The sequence below is a fragment of the Roseibium sp. genome (assembly GCF_965229775.1).
Classification (GTDB): domain Bacteria; phylum Pseudomonadota; class Alphaproteobacteria; order Rhizobiales; family Stappiaceae; genus Roseibium.
In genome coordinates this window covers 5,667,281-5,683,831 of record NZ_OZ245929.1, presented here as the reverse complement: position 1 = coordinate 5,683,831, position 16,551 = coordinate 5,667,281, and the positions used below count along the sequence as shown (strand labels likewise).

The window sequence follows — 16,551 nt, the reverse complement described above, 5'->3', positions numbered from 1 at the left end:
CATGCCGAGACAGTCAGAAACTGCCCGGTCTCCGGCCGGGCCGGCTCCGCTGTGCAAGGATATAGCGGTTTCCTGGAGGCGGCTGTTTGCCGTATTCGGCAGCATCGGCCTTCTGTCATTCGGCGGTCCCGCGGCCCAGATCGCGCTGATGCATCGCAAGCTGGTCGAGGAAACCGGCTGGCTTTCCGAGAGAGCCTACGCCAACGCCCTCGGCTTCTGCATGCTTCTGCCGGGACCGGAAGCCATGCAGCTTGCGACCTATTGCGGCTGGAAGCTGCGGGGCATTGCAGGCGGGCTCGTTGCGGGCCTGCTTTTCGTGATCCCGGGGGCACTTGCCATCTTCGCGCTGGCGGGCCTCTATGCCGTCTTCGGCAATGTTGCGCTGATGTCCCAGCTGTTCCTGGGCATCAAGGCTGCCGTTCTTGTTGTCGTGCTGGAAGCCTTGCTGAGGCTTTCGAGGCGGGCCTTGAAGGAGCGGAAGGAATGGATCATTGCCGGTCTGGCTTTCGTGGCCATTTTCTTTCTGTCTCTGCCGTTCCCGCTGATCGTGCTGGCCGCCGCGCTGTTCGGCGCGGCGACGGGAAGGGGAGCCGGGCGTGATGCGGGCGATGGCGGTGCCGGTTCACACGCCGGTGCCGGTGTTCCCTTCGCCGGGACCCTTGCCCGTATCACCGTCTGGCTGGCCTTGTGGCTCGGACCGCTGGCTCTGCTCGACTGGTGGGGCGGAGCCCCGGTCCTGAGCGAGCTCGGCTGGTTCTTCTCCAAGCTGGCCGTTGTGACATTCGGCGGTGCATACGCCGTTCTCGCCTACATGGCGCAAGACGTGGTCATCCAGCACGGCTGGCTCAGCGCAGGTGAAATGATGGATGGGCTCGGTCTTGCCGAGACGACACCAGGGCCGTTGATCCTGGTGACGCAGTTCGTGGGATTTCTGGCCGCGTTTCAGAGCGGCGGCCTCTGGTCGGGCCTGGCCGGCGGTCTCGTCGCGCTGTGGGCGACATTCGTTCCCTGCTTCTTGTGGATCTTCGCAGGCGCACCCTACATTGACCGGATATCGGCGTTGCCAAGGCTGCAATCGGCACTTTCGGCCATCATCGCTGCCGTGGTTGGGGTTGTGCTCAATCTCTCGGTCTGGTTCACACTGCATGTCGTCTTCGGATCCGTCAGTGCCGAGCGGTGGGGGTGGTTGACCCTCTGGGTGCCGGAGCTGGCAAGTCTGGACTGGCGGGTGCCTGTGCTCGCGATATTCGGCGGCCTTCTCCTGCTCCGCTTCCATGTCAACCTGATCTGGACCTTGCTCGCGGCGGCGCTTGCAGGTGTGGTGCTGTCCCAGGTCGGCTGAGTGTTCGCATGGGCGAAAGAAGGTCAGAAACTGATTCCGGTTGCGGCTCCAAGTTATTGTTTTCGAATCTGAATGTCGGGGCTTTGCTTGGGTGCGGACACGCCGTGTCCCGATGCCTGCGAGACCATTTCCTGCCGTCAACGGAGATTTGAGCGGGCCGCTTGCGCGGGAGGTCGCGAGGGGGCACTGTGCTTTCGTTGTGTCATCGCATTTGGGGTAGAAGCATGCAGTTACCGGATTTCATCAAGAATTTTCCCGCACTGGACATCCCGTTTCCCGAAGATGTAGTGACCTCGCATGCGATCCAGTCGGATGCCGGGCTTGTCGTCTTTTTCGATTTTCAGAAGGATTTTGTGCTGCCGCCGCATGCCCATCTTGCCCAGTGGGGGACGGTGCTGGACGGGCAGATTGAATTGACGATCAACGGGGAAACGAAAACCCTCGGCCCGGGCGCCATCTACGACATCCCGAGCGGCGCTGAACATGGCGCTGTCATCAAGGCGGGCACGAAGGTCATCGACGTCTTCGAGGAAGCGCACCGCTACCCGGTCAAGAGGTGATGCGCGGCGCGTGCCGTGTCACCGCTCAGAAGCGGGCGACGACGCCGAGCAACGGGCCGTGGGTGATGGTGTCGTAGCCGAAGCTGTCAGTGCCGGTCTTGTCGTTGTCGTAGTCGACACTCAACGCCTTGTACTGCATGTGGGCCGACCAGGTCTTGTTGAAGTGGTAGCCGACGCCGCCCTGAACGTTCCAGGTGAAGTCGGACGCCACACCGAAGCCGCCAATGTCGCCTCTGGCGTTGGCAGACCATTTGTCGTTGAACATGTGGAAGGCGCGAATGCCGACGACCGGATCGATCCAGTCGTCGCCGCGGGAGATGTCGAAATTGCCGACGAAGGTGCCCTGTGCATTGAGATCCAGGTTGATGTCCCAGTAGCGTCCGCCGGCATAGAGGTCGACCGAGGTCTGCGGTGAGTTGTAGACGCGATAAAACAGCATTCCCTCGACGATGGTCTGGTCAACCCCGACGCTGATGCGGCCCCGTCCGGCAAACACGTCGGCGGATGAACCAAGACCCATGTAGGCGACGTCAATCATCGCACCGAATTTCTGCTGGTAGAGCGCTTCCGCACGAATCATCGCACCGAATTTCAGGTTTTCCAGGATGTCGCTGGTGCTGATGTCGATGTCCGTGTTCGGCAGACGGCCGACCTGCGAGGTGCCGGTGATGTTGGCAGCGACAAAATAGGGCGCGATCATGAACTCCCAGGCGCGGTTGACCCGCTCGTTGACCTGGTAAGGTTCGGTTGCAGGTTGTGGCAGATCAGCCGCGTATGACGTCGAGAACGGCAAGCTCGCCATGAGTAAAGTCAGACCCACGCCGTACGCTTTGGCAGCATTACTGTAAAAATTGCGCATGAAATCTTGCCTTCTTGCCGCATTTTCAGTTCAAATCAGTTGATCTGATTGATTTTATTCAAACATATGCGTGACGCGGTCGCCACCGGCAGAGCACAAAAAGTCCCGGGCATGGCGGAAATGCAACATCGTCAAAGATGAGGATGTCCGCGTTTCCCCGGGTCTTCCGTCCTGGCGTCATTGCTCCGGTGTTTTCCGCATGAACAGCCACTCCTCGAGCATCGCCTGTGTTTCGGGGCGCAGGTTTGTCACCCCGTCATAAGGCATGCCGACGTCCGGTTTCATGTCCGGATATTTTTCCTTTCGCATCAGATGGCGCTGCAACATGTTCACGAATTTCGCGCTGCCCCAGGCGCCGATTTCGGTGGACACCGGATACTTCTCCTGAGGATCGCGGAACAGGTCGTAGAAGTCGGCGAGAATGGCATTCTCGATGCTGCCGCCGGGGATCGCGAGCTTGTACTGCTCCTTCACCACGGCCTCCAGCTTGTTGATGTTGTAAAGGAACACGTAATCGCGGCGGCCGAATTCCTCACCGTTCAGCAGCAGCGACGTCTGATCGATGCCGTCGATGATGCGGTCCGTCGGGATGTTGCCGGATGCGCCGCCGAGGCGGGCGAGGGTGGTGAAGAGGTCGCTGACATGCACCATGTCTCCGACGACCGAATTTGCCTCGATGACGCCGGGCCAGCGCACGAAGGCATCGACGCGCACGCCGCCTTCCGTTGTCTTGCCCTTGCCGCCCTTGAAGATCATCGGGGTGTATCCGGATTGGGGCGAGTATTTCGTGAAATGGCCGTTGTCGCCCATGACGATGACGATGGTGTTGTCGGCAACACCCAGCGTGTCCATTTCGCGCAGGAGTTCGCCGATCCACTGGTCGACAAGTTTCATTTTCTCAACGTAAACACCGCCATTCGGGGTTGTGTATTCATCCGTCGTGGTGCGAGGCCCGGTCAGCGGGTAGAGCGGCCAGTATTGCAGGAAAAAGGGCTCGTCCTTCGCGGCGAGTTCGCGCAGCTGTTCCATCGCCTGGTTCTGATACCGGACGTTCATTTCGTGATACTTGGCTTCGTTCCAGCGCTCGCCGGTGGTCATCTCCACTTCCTGAACGGGTTCATTGCGGGTACCCTCGACGCCCGTGACGAGGCGGGATGCATCCGTCCGGAACCAGCGGTCAAGCGTGTAACGGTCATCATAGTTGTGGTCGCCGATCCCGATCGAGATTTCTTCGTCGGCTGAATCGTCATGATAGATGGTCAGCTGACCCTGCTGATGGATCGGGAAGACGGCATAATCGAAGCCTTGGAAATTCGGCCAGGACGCCTGGATGTCGCCCATGTGCCACTTGCCGACATGGGAGGTGTTGTAGCCGGCTTCGGACAAGACCTCCGCAAGCGTGACTTCCGCGTCCGCAAGGCCGAAACCGGAGAGCTCGACCTGCGTATTGCCCATGCCGTTGCGGTGAGGCTGGCGCCCGGTCATGAAGGCGACACGGGTGGGGGTGCAAGAGGGTTCGGTATACATGCGGGCAAGTCGCATGCCTTCGCTGGCAAGTTCGTTGATCGCAGGCGTCTTGTAGCCGCGAATGGCGTTCAGGGTCGCGCTGCCGAGGTCGCCGAAGCCGATATCGTCGATCAGGATGTAGAAGATGTTCGGCGGTTTGCCGTCATTGCGGTCGCGGATTTCGGCGAGGGCGGTATCGAGGGCCGCATCTTCCTCGGCCCATTTCTCGCCGTTCTGGGCCTGGAGAATGTAGTATTCCGCGTCATGGACAATGGGTGCGTTCTGCGCATGGGCGGGCACCGTCAGCAGTGCGAGTGTCATTGCCGTCAGCAGTCTGTTCATTTCAGGCTCCCGGTTCTTGTAAAAACTCAATGTTTCATTTGCTTCGCAGCCGCCGCGTCTCACTGCGCGGCCTCGGTTTCAGCGCCGCTTGTCTCGTCTTTCCCCGAGGCCTCGCCGATCCGGTTGATGTCAGTGTTGGGAAAGTATTCGGCCCATACGTGCCAGAACATTCCGGGGCGGACGTTTTCGACCCGCTGCAGTCTTCCGGCCGGCGTCACGCCGAAGAAATCGATCTCCGTGACCGGTGCGCCCGTGTCGTTGTACCAGACGCCGAGGCTCTCGAATTTCGGATCCCATGCGACCACCAGATCCCTCGTTCCGACCCGGGCATTGACGGTGTTGCCGTTTTCAATGACGAAATCATCCGTCCAGCAAACCGCGTCGCCGTCGATGTCGACGCCCCAGACATAGGTCTTGTTGTGCAGGCGCTTGTCGGCAGTGCGGTTCATGTTCCCGATGATCGGTTCGTTCACCCGGTGCTGACGGGAGATTTCAGAAGAAAAGATGGTCTCAATGGCGAGGTCGAACAGAAACAGGAACGGGTTTTCCGACGGCTTGTTGATGAAGACCTTGCCGTCGGGATAGGCCTTCTTGAAACCGCGCATGGTCATCCGGAAGGTTGGCCAGGGACGCATGGCCAATTGCGGCCGGACAGGGCAGGTGGCACCATTTTCGGAAGGGGTGCCGTCCCGGTCGCGAAACCCGTAGATCTGCTGGATCGGTTCGCCGGTCCGGTTGTCGCGCAGGATCAGATTGTTGCCGTGTTGCGCCAGCACCTCAAGGTCCAGCTCCTGTCCCTCGATCTTCGGCGTGTAGCCGATCCCCAGATTGGCCATCGCACAATAGGTCATGATGACGTTTTCGCCGTCCAACCCTTCCCGGTTGCCGGCAAGATGCGGGCGCATGATCTGGGCGTCCGGATGCGCGCGGGCGACGCCGTTGTTCTCGATGACAAGGACCTGGCTGGACGGGCTGACCCATTCCATTGCGTCCCTTACGGGAAGGTATTTCGCCGAATTCTTCTGGTTCCTAAGGCCGACATGCACCCAAACATAGGGAAAGGCATAAAGGACGATCAGCAGCAGAACGGCGACAAGCCAGAGCCAGAATGGGCCTCCTCCCAACAGCAAATGGGACAGCGTCATCACCGCTGCCGCAGACAGTCCGACGGCAAGAAGGCGGTACTCGTTGCGGATGAACCGGGCCATGTTGTCCCGCTTCACCTTCAGAACCATCTGCGTGACGTCGCCGAGATCCCGGAAGTAGAGGAGGCCGATGACAAGAGAGACGGCGAGCCCGGCGTAGAAAAGTAGATTTCCAATAATTGCCATTTCCCCTACCTAGCTTCCGAAGTATAGGCATTTTTACTTATTTTCGTATCGGCAAGTGTTTCGAAGAGCACTCCTCCGGATGCTCCGCTCGGAATTGTTGTACCGAAGATTGTGCTTAAAGTTATCGCTACGTCAATCGTTGCGACCCGCCTTGCGATCCTCGCAGGCGCGATACCGGGGCCTGAAAACAGGATCGGAACATGCGTGTCGTAACGCCAAGGCGATCCGTGCATGACGGCAATGGCACCTTCTTCGAACAGGAAGGAATAGGGCGTCTGAACCACGTAAATGTCGCCGGATCGCTGCGGATGATGGTTGCGCCTGATCGGCGCCTGAAGGAAGTCGCCTTCCTGCTCCGGCAGCGGCACGGTGGGCATTGCCATGGCGATTCCCTTTTCCGCCTTCAGGTTTTCCGCGACGCGTCGCTCGATCTCCCGCCGATCCGCACCGGCCTCGGAAATCGCCTCGTGGTCGAGGTAGACGTAGGGGCGGAAGAAGTACTGGATCGCGTCCTTTACGCCGAATTCCTCGAAAAGGACGGGGTTCAAGTTTGCCGTGAGGACCTCGGTCGAATTCCGGTAGGCAAGGAACCCGGTCTCGTTCATCTCTTCCGGCATTTCCGGCATGCCGTGATCGGCGGAAAGCACGTAGAGCACGTGATCCGCACCAACCGTCTCGTCGAGAAAGGTGAAAAATGCGCCCAACGTCTGATCCAGACAGCGCACGAGTTCTTCGTTTTCGAGGCTCGAGGGGCCGAAGAAATGATTGGTCGCATCCACGCCGGAGAAGCTGAGGCTCAGATAGTCTGTCCAGTCGTCGGCACCAAGCTGCTCGGCCGTGACGATCGTCTTTGCAAAATCCGCTACCAGACGGTCACCGGTCGGGGAAACAAGGACCTGGGTGTAATACATGCCATCCTCGGGGGGACCGTAGTGATGGGGAAACGACTTGCCGAAGCCGCGCAGGTCCGTTGCGTAGGGCCGATCCTCGATGTCGAAAAGATAAGGGGGATCGAGGCACTCTGGAAACCATGTCTCACCGACCATGACATCTGCGGGACGCGCTGCGTTCCACTCGATGGCCCAGTCGGGATACGCATCGTAGTAGAAGCTGCTTGTTTCAAATGCGCCGGTTGCGGTCGACATCCAGAACGATTTGCCGCGATGTCCGCCCATGGCGACGGCAGAGCGGTCCTTGCCGGACACGGAGAACACCTTTGAGCGGCCGTTGGTCGACTTGGACAATTCGTCCGCGAACGTGCTTGCCAGAAGGTTCACGGGAGAACGGCCATTGGATTTTGCAGCAGCTTGCGTCGGATCGACCTGATCGCCTTCACCGCCAAATCCCGGCATGGGCAGCATCGGATGGTCGGGATCCTCGATATTGTAGCCGAGACGGCCTTCCAGGCGATTGAACCAGGCATTGCCGATCATGCCGTGCTCCGACGGGTGGGCTCCCGTCGCCAAGGTGGCATGTCCGACGATTGTTTCCGTGTTCGCGTGCAGGTGATGGGCATCCGTGTACCAGAGGCCGCCTTCCGTCAGGCGGCGGAACCCATCCGGTCCGAAACTCTCGTGATAGCGGTTCAGAAGGTCACCCCGGAGGCCGTCGACTGTGATCTGAACGATGAGGCGGACCGGTTCTGCGCGCGTGGCCGCCGGGAGGCTGGCGATTGCAAGGGATGTCAAGAAAAGCAGCCGTGCGCGGCGTTTCGTGTTTTGCAATGTCGCTCCTCCGTTCCTGTTGGGGTTGGCAAGAGCCCGCAACCGGCCGGTCACGGGCGCTCACGGTCCTTCATTGCCAGCTTGCGAAGACTTCACGCGTGAGTTCGCTTTCCGGCCTGAGGTTTTCGATCCCCTCGTAGGGCACGCCTTTTCCGAGTGGCAGATGCGGGTGTTTCGCAATCGTTTTCTGGTGACGCTTGACCATGTCCTGGAATGAGGCCCCGGACCAAAGCGAATAGCCGACGAGGGGATGCTCCTCACGCGGGTCGCGATAAATGTTGTAGACGGGCGCAGCCGCGCCGGGGACGCCGGGTGCCGGCAGGTGCATCTTGAACTCCTGCTTGACGACCGAGCGCAGCACCGGTCCCTCGTATACGTAGACATAGTCACGCCTTGAGTTGCCTTCGCCTTCCAGGAGCAAAGCCGTCTGGTCAAGCCCGTCAATTATGCGATCCCTGGGAATGAACTCGGTCGCGTCTGCAATCCGGGCGAAGGTGGTGAACAGGTCCGACACGTGGACGATGTCACCGGCGGCGCTGCCCGCTTCGATGATGCCGGGCCACCGGATGAAGGCATCTGTTCGCACACCCCCTTCAAGGTGTTGTGTCTTGCCACCCCTGTAGATCAGTTGATTGAGCCCGGACGGCCCTTCGTAGTGATACATCAGGCCGTTGTCCGCCATCAGGATGACGATGGTGTTGTCGCGCAACCCCAATTCATCGACCCTTGTCAGCAGATCTCCGATCCAGCCATCCAGAAGCTGCAACTTGTCAGCATGGAAGCCACCGTTCCGGGAAATTGCCTGGTCCGGATAAACGAAATTGAGCGGGTAGAGCGGCCAGTACTGCAGAAAAAACGGTTCGTCCTCGCCGGCGAGCCGTTCGAGCTGCTGCAGGATCTGACGCTGATAGCGCTCGTTCATGTCCTCGTATTTTGCCTGGGTCCATTCTTCGCCCGCGGCCATGTCGACTTCCCGGGCCATGCCGCCGGCCTCGGCTTCGACACCCGTTACAAGGCCGTAGGGTTTGAAACGCTGGTCGATGGCGAACTGGTTGCTCTGGCCCGATGCGTGGAAGCCGAGCATGTTGTTCGCGGTCATCGCTTCGCGGGTCATGAGGCTGAGCTGGACCTGCTGGTGAAGCGGGAAGGCCGCCCAGTCGAAACCCTGGTTGTGCGGATAGGCCTGTTCGATGTCGCCCTGGTGCCATTTGCCCACGTGGGCGGTGTTGTAACCGGCCTGTTTCAGAATTTCGGCAATCGTGACTTCTTCCGCAGAAAGGCCTTCACCGACCAGCGCGACCTTGACCTCCTCGACCCCGGCACGGACCGGATGGCGGCCGGTCAGCATCGCCGTCCGGGTCGGCGTACAGGACGGCTCGGTGTACATGCGCATCAGGGACAGGCCCTCTGACGCAAGTTCATTGATGTTCGGCGTCTCTATTCCCGTGACGTAGTTGAGGGTGCGATTGCCCATCTGGCCGAAACTGACATCGTCGATCAGAATGTAGAGAATATTCGGCGGCTTCCCGCCGTTCGCCTCTCGGATTTCGCTGAGCCGTGTTTCGATCCTCTGATCCTGTTCGGCCCACTCGTCTTGCTTCTGGGCAAGCAGGTATTCAAATTCGCCATCACGGAGGATCGGATTGTCCTGCGCGTTCGCACCGGTGTAACCGATTGCCAATATCAGCAGAAATGCCGATGCCAATCTCATCTGCTTGCCTCCCAATAGGTGTCGGGGACGCTCACGGCCGCAATTCGCGCTGCTCAGAGGGAACCTTGCTGCTGGCGTCTGGCCCCGTCTTTTGGCGGTTTTCTCCGCCAAAACGCAAAACTGACCGAAAACCTCCGGATCGATTTGTAATGTTTGCCAAATTGACTCTACGGAGGTTCCTCTGCTCCCATGATCGAAATTGCGAAATGGAGGTGCAATTTACTTGAAGAGACAAGGTTTTCAGGCCAGCCTCGTCGCCGAATTTTCGGACGTTGACCAGCTGTGCCATGACATCCGGAATTGGGATCTTCAGTTCCAGCTGCTCGGCCCGGTCCCTGCGCGGCAGACCATCGCCAAGATCATTCAGGGACATGCGGGTCAGTGCGATTGCACCTATGCCCGCTTTCACATGAATTTCGACCAGCGCGGGGCTCCGCCACAGGGGAAAGTCACGTTCACCATCCCCGGAAAGAGGCTGCAGGAACTCTGGTGGCGGGGGCACAGAACCGGGGAAAACGATGTTCTCGTCTATCTGCCCGGCACGGAGCTCAGATCGATCTCGGCCGAGGACTTCGAGGTACACCTGATCGCCGTCGATGTTGCGGTGATTGCAGATTATTTCGATCGGTGCGGTCTCACCGTGCCTGATCCGGCAAAACTTCCAAGCGTTTTCAGGGCACCGGACAATATCTTGAGGAAAGCGCGTTCCATTCTCGGAAAACTCGACGAGCAACCGGCGCTTGTCGACCCTTGCGCGCTGGATGCGCTCGTGGAGAAACTTGTCAATTGCTGGGTCGTTCAGACCGGTCTGCAGCCGCGGAGCCTTGCACCGAACGCGTCGCGCATCGTGATGGAGGAAATCGTGGCTGCGGTCGCCTCCGATGACATTGCCGATCTGCGGATTTCCGAACTCTGCCGACGCGGAGGAATTTCGCGGCGGGCGTTGGAGATTGCTTTCCAGGACAAGTTCGGCACGGGACCGGCAGCGTTCGTGAAGTCGGCCCGGCTTGCGCATGCGCGGCGGCAACTGCAATTGGCCGCGGACGCTGACGTCACGATCGCCGATGTCATGGATGACGTGGGTTTTTCCCATGTCGGGCAGTTCGCCCAGGACTACCGCAGGATGTTCGGCGAAAGGCCGTCTGACACCTTGAGGCGACACAGCTGAGCCCTCTGGCGCGGCAGCTTACCTTTGCGTGAAATGGGCCCGTCCGGCTTGTTTCGATCATGTGAACAGTTGAACGCTTCAGCACGTATATTGTTTGCAAGACATTGAAACTTGCTTTCGCAGGATCGTGAAATTTCCTGTTTATTGGCAAGAGTTTACTTTCAATTTGTTTGTTGTCTTTGTACAACCGGAATTGATTGTTCAATACGGGTTTTGAGAATTTCCCGGTGACCTCAAGCCGGATTGTCCGATGCGGCACGAAACTGACGCTGCGTTGAAAAGCATTTGTGCTGGCAGTCTCGGATCGCGTCAACGACAACCGTCGATGCCCGTATCGCGGGTCAGTTTTTCTGACACATCTTTAGCAGAATCCTTCCGCAAAGCGGCGTTTCTTTCGCCCGATTTCATCGCAAGCCTTCCGGCGCGATGTGAGAAAAGAAAGGAAACGCTATGGTCGACAATCCCGTTAAGGCACTTAGTGCCAGCGAGCAGTTGATCCTGGAGCTTGTAAACAAGGAGCGCGCGGCGGCTGGGCTTGAGCCGCTGGCAACGGACGGGCGGATCAATGCCGCTGCGCAGAAACACTCCGAATGGATGGCGGACGGACGGGTTCTCAATCATACCGGTTCGGGTGGCTCAAGTCCCTGGGACCGCATGAAGGCAGAGGGCTGGACGGAGTATCCGATGGGGGAGAACATCGCCTACAATCCGTTCAACCAGCATCAGCCGATTTCGGGCGCCTATGTTCCCCAGGCGGTCGTTGAGGGAATGCATACAGGCTGGATGAACTCGTCCGGCCACAGGGCCAACATCCTGAGTGCGAATTACACGGTGATCGGCATCGGCGATGCGATCGGCGGGCATCCGAGTTCCCCGAACCATTCAACCAGCTACGCGACGCAGAATTTCGCCGGCACGACGAAAAACTATGTCACCGGTGTGGTTTTCGATGACGCGGATGGCGACAAGTTCTTCGATATCGGCGAGGAACTCGGATCAGCAAAGGTCACGATCGTCAACGCCTCGGGCCAGACGGTCGCCACGGCCTCGACCGATCCGGGAGGCGGGTACAGCATCGCGCTGGCAAACGGGTCCTATACCGCCAGGTACACCGGGACCGGCATCGACGGCACGATCGAGAAGTCGTTTTCGATCTCCGGCAGCAACGTCAAGCTCGACGTCAAGGACGGATCGGAGGGGGGCGGGACGACACCACCACCTACGGGCGGCAGCGGCAATGACACGGTCTATTACACCAACGGCGATGACTTCTGGGAGAACGGTGCCCCGAAGGATATCGGCGGCGCCGGGATCGACACGCTGATCATCAACAAGGGGTCCGTTTTCAACACGTCCGGGCTTTCCTGGTACGGGTTCGAGCGCTTCATCGGCGCGGACGGCAACGACCGGGTGGTGGGCAATGACGCCAGCGTCGACTACCGGCTGAGCGGGGCCGGCGGCAACGACACGCTGCAGGGCAACGGCGGAGACGACACGCTGCTTGGCGGCCCGGGAAACGACCGGCTCTTCGGCAAGGCCGGAGACGATGTCATCAAGGGGGGCGCCGGACGGGATGTCATGTATGGCGGCGCCGGTGACGACGAGATCCACTACGGCAACGGCGATGTCTTCTGGGACAATGGCACACCGCGCAACATCGGCGGGTCCGGTGTCGACACGCTCGTTGTCGAGGCAGGCTCGCGCTTCAACACGTCGGCGCTGTCCAAATACGGGTTCGAGAAGTTCACCGGTGCCGAAAAGGACGACAGGGTTGTGGGCGACAGCGGCAGTGTCGACTACGTTCTGAAGGGCGGTGGTGGCAATGATTTCCTGAAAGGAAATGCGGGTACCGACACGCTGATCGGCGGTGCGGGCAATGACCGAATGGAACCGGGCGCATCTTCCGGCGGAGTTCAGAAACTCTCGGGCCAGTCCGGCAACGACACCTACGTGGTCACCTCGAAGTCGGGCCGGGTCGATATTGTCGAGCTTGCGGGAAACGGCAATGACAAGCTGATTTTCAAGGATCTCAAAAGATCGGATGTCGACGTGTCGATCAACGCGAATGACAAGATGGTCCTGTCCTGGGACGACGGGGCCGGAAGCGTGACGATCAATGACGCGGGCGCGCATCTGGATCAATTCGTGTTCCAGTTCGGTGCGGTTTATCAGCCTGACGATTTCGCCATTCTCTGAGTAATCTGTGAGCTTGCTCCTTTTGGGGGCAAGCTCGTGCAATTCCGAAATGTATGCCGATTGGTTTTCTTGCTGCGAGTTGAAAAATAAAAATCAATACATCTGATGTTTTATTTTCATATTTGAATTTAAATTCGAAATAAATTCATATTTTTTGCATGCCTTATTTTCGATTCTCCTTTTCATTTTGGAAAGGTAATTGAAATTTACTTGATATTGAGAATCGCAATATTTAGCGTCGATCAGTGAATCGCTTCCGGAACGGGGAATTCCCTCACTTCCGTTCAAAAATAGACTTGTGGCGCTGGGTGAAGTGACGCTTCAGAAACGGTTCGCTTCATCCCTTGTGGCCGGGCGCCGCGACAATGGCGATTCATCGGTTCAAAATACCAAGAGGTAGTTCGACATGTGTGAATTGTGTTTCGCGACCGGCCGTACCGAAGACATCCCCATCGTAGCCGGGTTCAGTTGTGATGACGGCACCGGACCGGCAGCAGATCCGTTGGCGGACGGATCCGGCGTCTCATCCGCGCCATTGCCTGTTTTCAGCAACGACCAGATTGCGGATCAACTGACCCGGGAGACCTCCAGCGGGGCTCCGATCTCGTTCGATGCGGGACCGGGGGATACGATCACGGTTGACATCACGGGACTGACGAGCGCGGGAAAGTTTCTGGCCACCAACGCGCTCGAAGCCTGGGAAAACGTGACCGGTCTCAACTTCGCCTTCGTATCGAGCGGCGCCCAGATCACGTTCGATGACGAAAATTCGGGTGCCTATGCGAGCTTTTCCTGGTGGAGCAATGGCGATCTTATTTCTGCCGACGTCAACGTTTCCAAAAGCTGGCTGAATTCATACGGCACGAGCATAAACAGCTATTCGTTCCAGACCTATATCCACGAGATCGGTCACGCGCTCGGCCTTCGCCACGGTGGCAACTACAACGGTTCGGCCACCTACGGGGTCGACAACCACTATCAGAATGATTCCTGGCAAGCGACGGTGATGTCCTATTTCAGCCAGACCGAGAACACCTTCATCAACGCAAGCTACGCCTACGTGATCACGCCGATGGTGGCCGACATCATCGCGGTTCAGGATCTTTACGGCGTACCGACCAGCATTCGCACCGGCGCAACGGTCTACGGAAACAACTCGAATGCCGGCGGCTATCTGGAGACGTTTTTCGATTCAAATCAAACGGCTGCGATGACGATCTACGATAACGGTGGAACAGATCTTTTCGACTTTTCCCACTACGGCGCCAATCAGCGGATCGATCTCAACCAGGAAGCCATTTCGAATGTGGGCGGGCTGACCGGCAACCTGATTGTCGCGCGCGGTACCATCATCGAAAACGCCTATGGGGGCAGCGGCAACGACGACCTGATCGGAAACAGCGCCAACAACACGCTCTTGGGCAACAGCGGCGATGACGATCTGATCGGCGGTGCGGGCAATGACATCCTGCGCGGCGGTTATGGCAATGACACCATGTCCGGCGGGGCCGGCAACGACACGGTCTACTTCACCAACGGCGACAAGTTCTGGGTGAACGGAACCCCCCAGGATGTCGGCGGAAGCGGGATCGACACGCTGGTCATGGAAAGCGGATCGGTCTTCAATACCAGCGGCCTGTCCTGGTACGGCTTCGAGAAGTTCATCGGGGCGGGGCGCAATGACAGGGTCGCCGGCAATGACGACACGGTCGACTACGTCCTTGATGGCGGCGGCGGCAACGATACGCTGATCGGCAGCGGCGGCGATGACGAACTCATCGGCGGCAGCGGCAACGATGTCCTGCGCGGCGGCTGGGGCAGTGACATCGTTTCCGGCGGTTCGGGAAACGACACGATCTACTATGGCAGCGGAGATGTCTTCTGGGACAATGGCACACCCAGGGACATCGGCGGGAGTGGCCGGGACAAGCTGATCATCGAGGCCGGTTCGAAGTTCAACACTTCCGGCCTTTCCTGGTACGGGTTCGAGGAGTTCCAGGGCGCGGAAAAGAACGACCGCGTCGTCGGCAACGTGGCCGGTGTCGACTACTGGATGAACGGTGGTGGCGGCAATGATTTCCTGAAGGGCAACGGTGGGACGGACACGCTGATCGGCGGGTCGGGCAACGACACGCTGGATGCAGGTGGATCCTCGGGCGGCTGGCAGAAGCTGGAGGGAGAGGCGGGCAACGACAGCTATATCGTTTCCTCCGATGGCGGCTTCATCGATATCGTCGAGCTTGTCGGCAAGGGCATCGACACGCTGCTCTTCAAGGATCTGAAGGTTTCGGATGTCGAGGCGTCCACCGACAGCGACAGCAACATGTTGCTGACCTGGGCCAGCGGGGCGGGGCAGGTGCGGATCAACGATCTCGGCACCCATATCGAGAATTTCGAGTTTTCGAACGGAACCGTTCTTCAGGCGGACGATTTCGCGTTCGTCTAACCAGCGTGCCGCACGAGAAGGCTGACAGCGCCGTGCGGTCAGCCTTCGTCCTTTTCTCACAGGGTCTGCAGACCGGCCTCGACACATTTCGCGCAGGCGAGCAGTTCCGCATCCCGTCCGCCGGCGGCGACGAGCATGGCACTCAATGTGCTGTCCGCGTGCCGATACGGCATGGCTATGGCACAGGCATCGGCGACATTGGCAAGGGACGGGTTGCGAAGTGCCAGCAGATTCAGGCGGTTGAAGGCGTCATCGTCGGCAAGTTCCTCAATTCGCGGCGGCAGCCTGGGCGTTGTCGGCAAAAGCAGCATGTCTTTGCCGATCTCATCCCGGAAGGCCGCGACGAAATGCTGACGCCTGTTCAGTGTCTGCCGGTATTCCACCGCCGAGATTTCTTCGGCCCGGCCCATCCGTGCGTGAACGCGCGGATCGAACTGGTCAGCCGATGCCTGAAAATGCGGCTCGTAGTGGGCGCGCGATTCCACCGAGGTCATGTGCCAGGGAGGGACGCTGTCATAGAGCGAGATGGCCGCGATCTCCCGCTCGACGATTTCCAGTCCCGTCTCCCGAAGCGTGTTGACCACCTTCCGAAAACCGTCTGCAACAACATCATCCATCTCGGTGAAACCGAAATTGGCAGGGACGATCAGCCGCGCCGGTGTGGGGTCGGCGGGAACCGTGTCTTTCGCCGCCATGACCTGCCAGGCAAGCTCACATGCGGCGACTGATTTCGCCATGGGGCCGAAACTGTCGAGACTGTCGGAGAGCGGTTTGCCGCCGACCATCGTGACGGAACTCTGGGTCGGCTTGAAGCCGGTGATGCCGGTGAAGGCGGCAGGAATGCGCAATGACCCGCCGGTGTCGCTGCCGATTGCGATGTCGCACAGTCCGAGCGCCACCGAAACGGCACCACCGCTTGTCGACCCACCCGGTGCACAGCCGGGATAGGCGGGGTTTCGAGGCGTTCCATGGTGCGGGTTGAGCCCCAGTCCGGAATAGGCGAACTCGGACATGTTGGTGAGGCCGGCAAAGACACCGCCTGCCGCATCGAGGCGGGCGATGGCGGGTGCATCTGCCTCTGCCGGCGGATCATCTGCAAGGACGCGGGTCGCACTGGTCGTCGTCTCGCCTGCAACATCGAAGAGCGCCTTCACGCTGATCAGGGCGCCGGCAAGCGGGCTCTCGGCTTCAGCTGCCTTGGCTGCCTGGCTCTGCGCCCGGTTGCCGAGCAGCTTCAGGAACACCGCCTCGGCCGCGGGATCGCCAGCCGCGCGTTCCAGCGTGGTCTCAAGACGGCTTGCAGCCGTGTCTGGTGTCCAGGGAAATGATGCGCTCATTCGGGGCAGTCCTGTGGTGGCGAAGAAGG

At 59.4% G+C, this 16,551-nt stretch carries 11 protein-coding genes; 5 read left to right on the top strand and 6 right to left on the bottom strand.

Features of this window, described 5'->3' with window-relative positions:
- Position 1: 1 nt before the first annotated feature.
- Together chrA and ACO07N_RS25945 are read left to right on the top strand one after the other, a co-directional pair.
- Complete coding sequence (gene chrA, locus ACO07N_RS25950; protein WP_421983770.1) at positions 2–1,342, top strand: chromate efflux transporter; 1,341 nt, start codon at positions 2–4, stop codon at positions 1,340–1,342.
- A gap of 224 nt (positions 1,343–1,566) precedes the next feature.
- On the top strand, positions 1,567–1,902 hold the full coding sequence (locus tag ACO07N_RS25945) for a cupin domain-containing protein (RefSeq protein WP_421983769.1): 336 nt from the start codon (positions 1,567–1,569) through the stop codon (positions 1,900–1,902).
- Positions 1,903–1,927: 25 nt separating this feature from the next.
- On the opposite strand, the gene ACO07N_RS25940 is transcribed toward ACO07N_RS25945, so the two are convergent.
- From ACO07N_RS25940 to ACO07N_RS25920, 5 genes are all read right to left on the bottom strand, one after another.
- Positions 1,928–2,704: a hypothetical protein gene (locus ACO07N_RS25940; RefSeq protein ID WP_421983768.1), complete on the bottom strand. Its 777-nt coding sequence runs from the start codon at positions 2,702–2,704 to the stop codon at positions 1,928–1,930.
- 234 nt (positions 2,705–2,938) lie between these two features.
- Positions 2,939–4,609, bottom strand: coding sequence for a sulfatase-like hydrolase/transferase (locus ACO07N_RS25935; protein WP_421983767.1), 1,671 nt, complete (start codon positions 4,607–4,609; stop codon positions 2,939–2,941).
- 59 nt (positions 4,610–4,668) lie between these two features.
- Entirely contained in the window at positions 4,669–5,940 is a 1,272-nt protein-coding gene (locus ACO07N_RS25930) for a DUF3179 domain-containing (seleno)protein (protein WP_421983766.1), read from the bottom strand.
- A 5-nt stretch (positions 5,941–5,945) separates the two neighbouring features.
- Positions 5,946–7,664, bottom strand: a complete 1,719-nt coding sequence (locus ACO07N_RS25925; protein WP_421983765.1) for an alkaline phosphatase family protein — start codon at positions 7,662–7,664, stop codon at positions 5,946–5,948.
- Positions 7,665–7,734: 70 nt separating this feature from the next.
- Positions 7,735–9,375 (bottom strand): sulfatase-like hydrolase/transferase, encoded by a 1,641-nt coding sequence (locus ACO07N_RS25920; RefSeq protein ID WP_421983764.1) that lies wholly within the window; start codon positions 9,373–9,375, stop codon positions 7,735–7,737.
- Between the two features lie 223 nt (positions 9,376–9,598).
- On the opposite strand from ACO07N_RS25920, the gene ACO07N_RS25915 reads away from it, so the two are divergent.
- The 3 genes from ACO07N_RS25915 (at position 9,599) to ACO07N_RS25905 (ending at position 15,185) form a co-directional block, all read left to right on the top strand.
- Positions 9,599–10,543 carry a helix-turn-helix domain-containing protein gene (locus ACO07N_RS25915; RefSeq protein WP_421983763.1) on the top strand — a complete coding sequence of 315 codons (945 nt, stop codon included), beginning with the start codon at positions 9,599–9,601 and terminating at the stop codon, positions 10,541–10,543.
- 450 nt (positions 10,544–10,993) lie between these two features.
- On the top strand, positions 10,994–12,739 hold the full coding sequence (locus tag ACO07N_RS25910) for a CAP domain-containing protein (RefSeq protein WP_421983762.1): 1,746 nt from the start codon (positions 10,994–10,996) through the stop codon (positions 12,737–12,739).
- Positions 12,740–13,145: 406 nt separating this feature from the next.
- Positions 13,146–15,185: a M10 family metallopeptidase gene (locus ACO07N_RS25905; protein WP_421983761.1), complete on the top strand. Its 2,040-nt coding sequence runs from the start codon at positions 13,146–13,148 to the stop codon at positions 15,183–15,185.
- 56 nt (positions 15,186–15,241) lie between these two features.
- On the opposite strand, the gene ACO07N_RS25900 is transcribed toward ACO07N_RS25905, so the two are convergent.
- A complete protein-coding gene (locus tag ACO07N_RS25900; RefSeq protein ID WP_421983760.1) occupies positions 15,242–16,522 on the bottom strand; it encodes an amidase family protein in 1,281 nt (426 codons plus the stop codon).
- Positions 16,523–16,551: the final 29 nt, after the last annotated feature.

Bases quoted from the DNA above. Each gene is read 5' to 3' on its own strand.
- chrA (WP_421983770.1), top strand. From the start codon at position 2: ATGCCGAGACAGTCAGAAACTGCCCGGTCTCCGGCCGGGCCGGCTCCG.
- ACO07N_RS25945 (WP_421983769.1), top strand. From the start codon at position 1,567: ATGCAGTTACCGGATTTCATCAAGAATTTTCCCGCACTGGACATCCCG.
- ACO07N_RS25940 (WP_421983768.1), bottom strand. From the start codon at position 2,704: ATGGCGAGCTTGCCGTTCTCGACGTCATACGCGGCTGATCTGCCACAA.
- ACO07N_RS25935 (WP_421983767.1), bottom strand. From the start codon at position 4,609: ATGAACAGACTGCTGACGGCAATGACACTCGCACTGCTGACGGTGCCC.
- ACO07N_RS25930 (WP_421983766.1), bottom strand. From the start codon at position 5,940: ATGGCAATTATTGGAAATCTACTTTTCTACGCCGGGCTCGCCGTCTCT.
- ACO07N_RS25920 (WP_421983764.1), bottom strand. From the start codon at position 9,375: ATGAGATTGGCATCGGCATTTCTGCTGATATTGGCAATCGGTTACACC.
- ACO07N_RS25910 (WP_421983762.1), top strand. From the start codon at position 10,994: ATGGTCGACAATCCCGTTAAGGCACTTAGTGCCAGCGAGCAGTTGATC.
- ACO07N_RS25905 (WP_421983761.1), top strand. From the start codon at position 13,146: ATGTGTGAATTGTGTTTCGCGACCGGCCGTACCGAAGACATCCCCATC.
- ACO07N_RS25900 (WP_421983760.1), bottom strand. From the start codon at position 16,522: ATGAGCGCATCATTTCCCTGGACACCAGACACGGCTGCAAGCCGTCTT.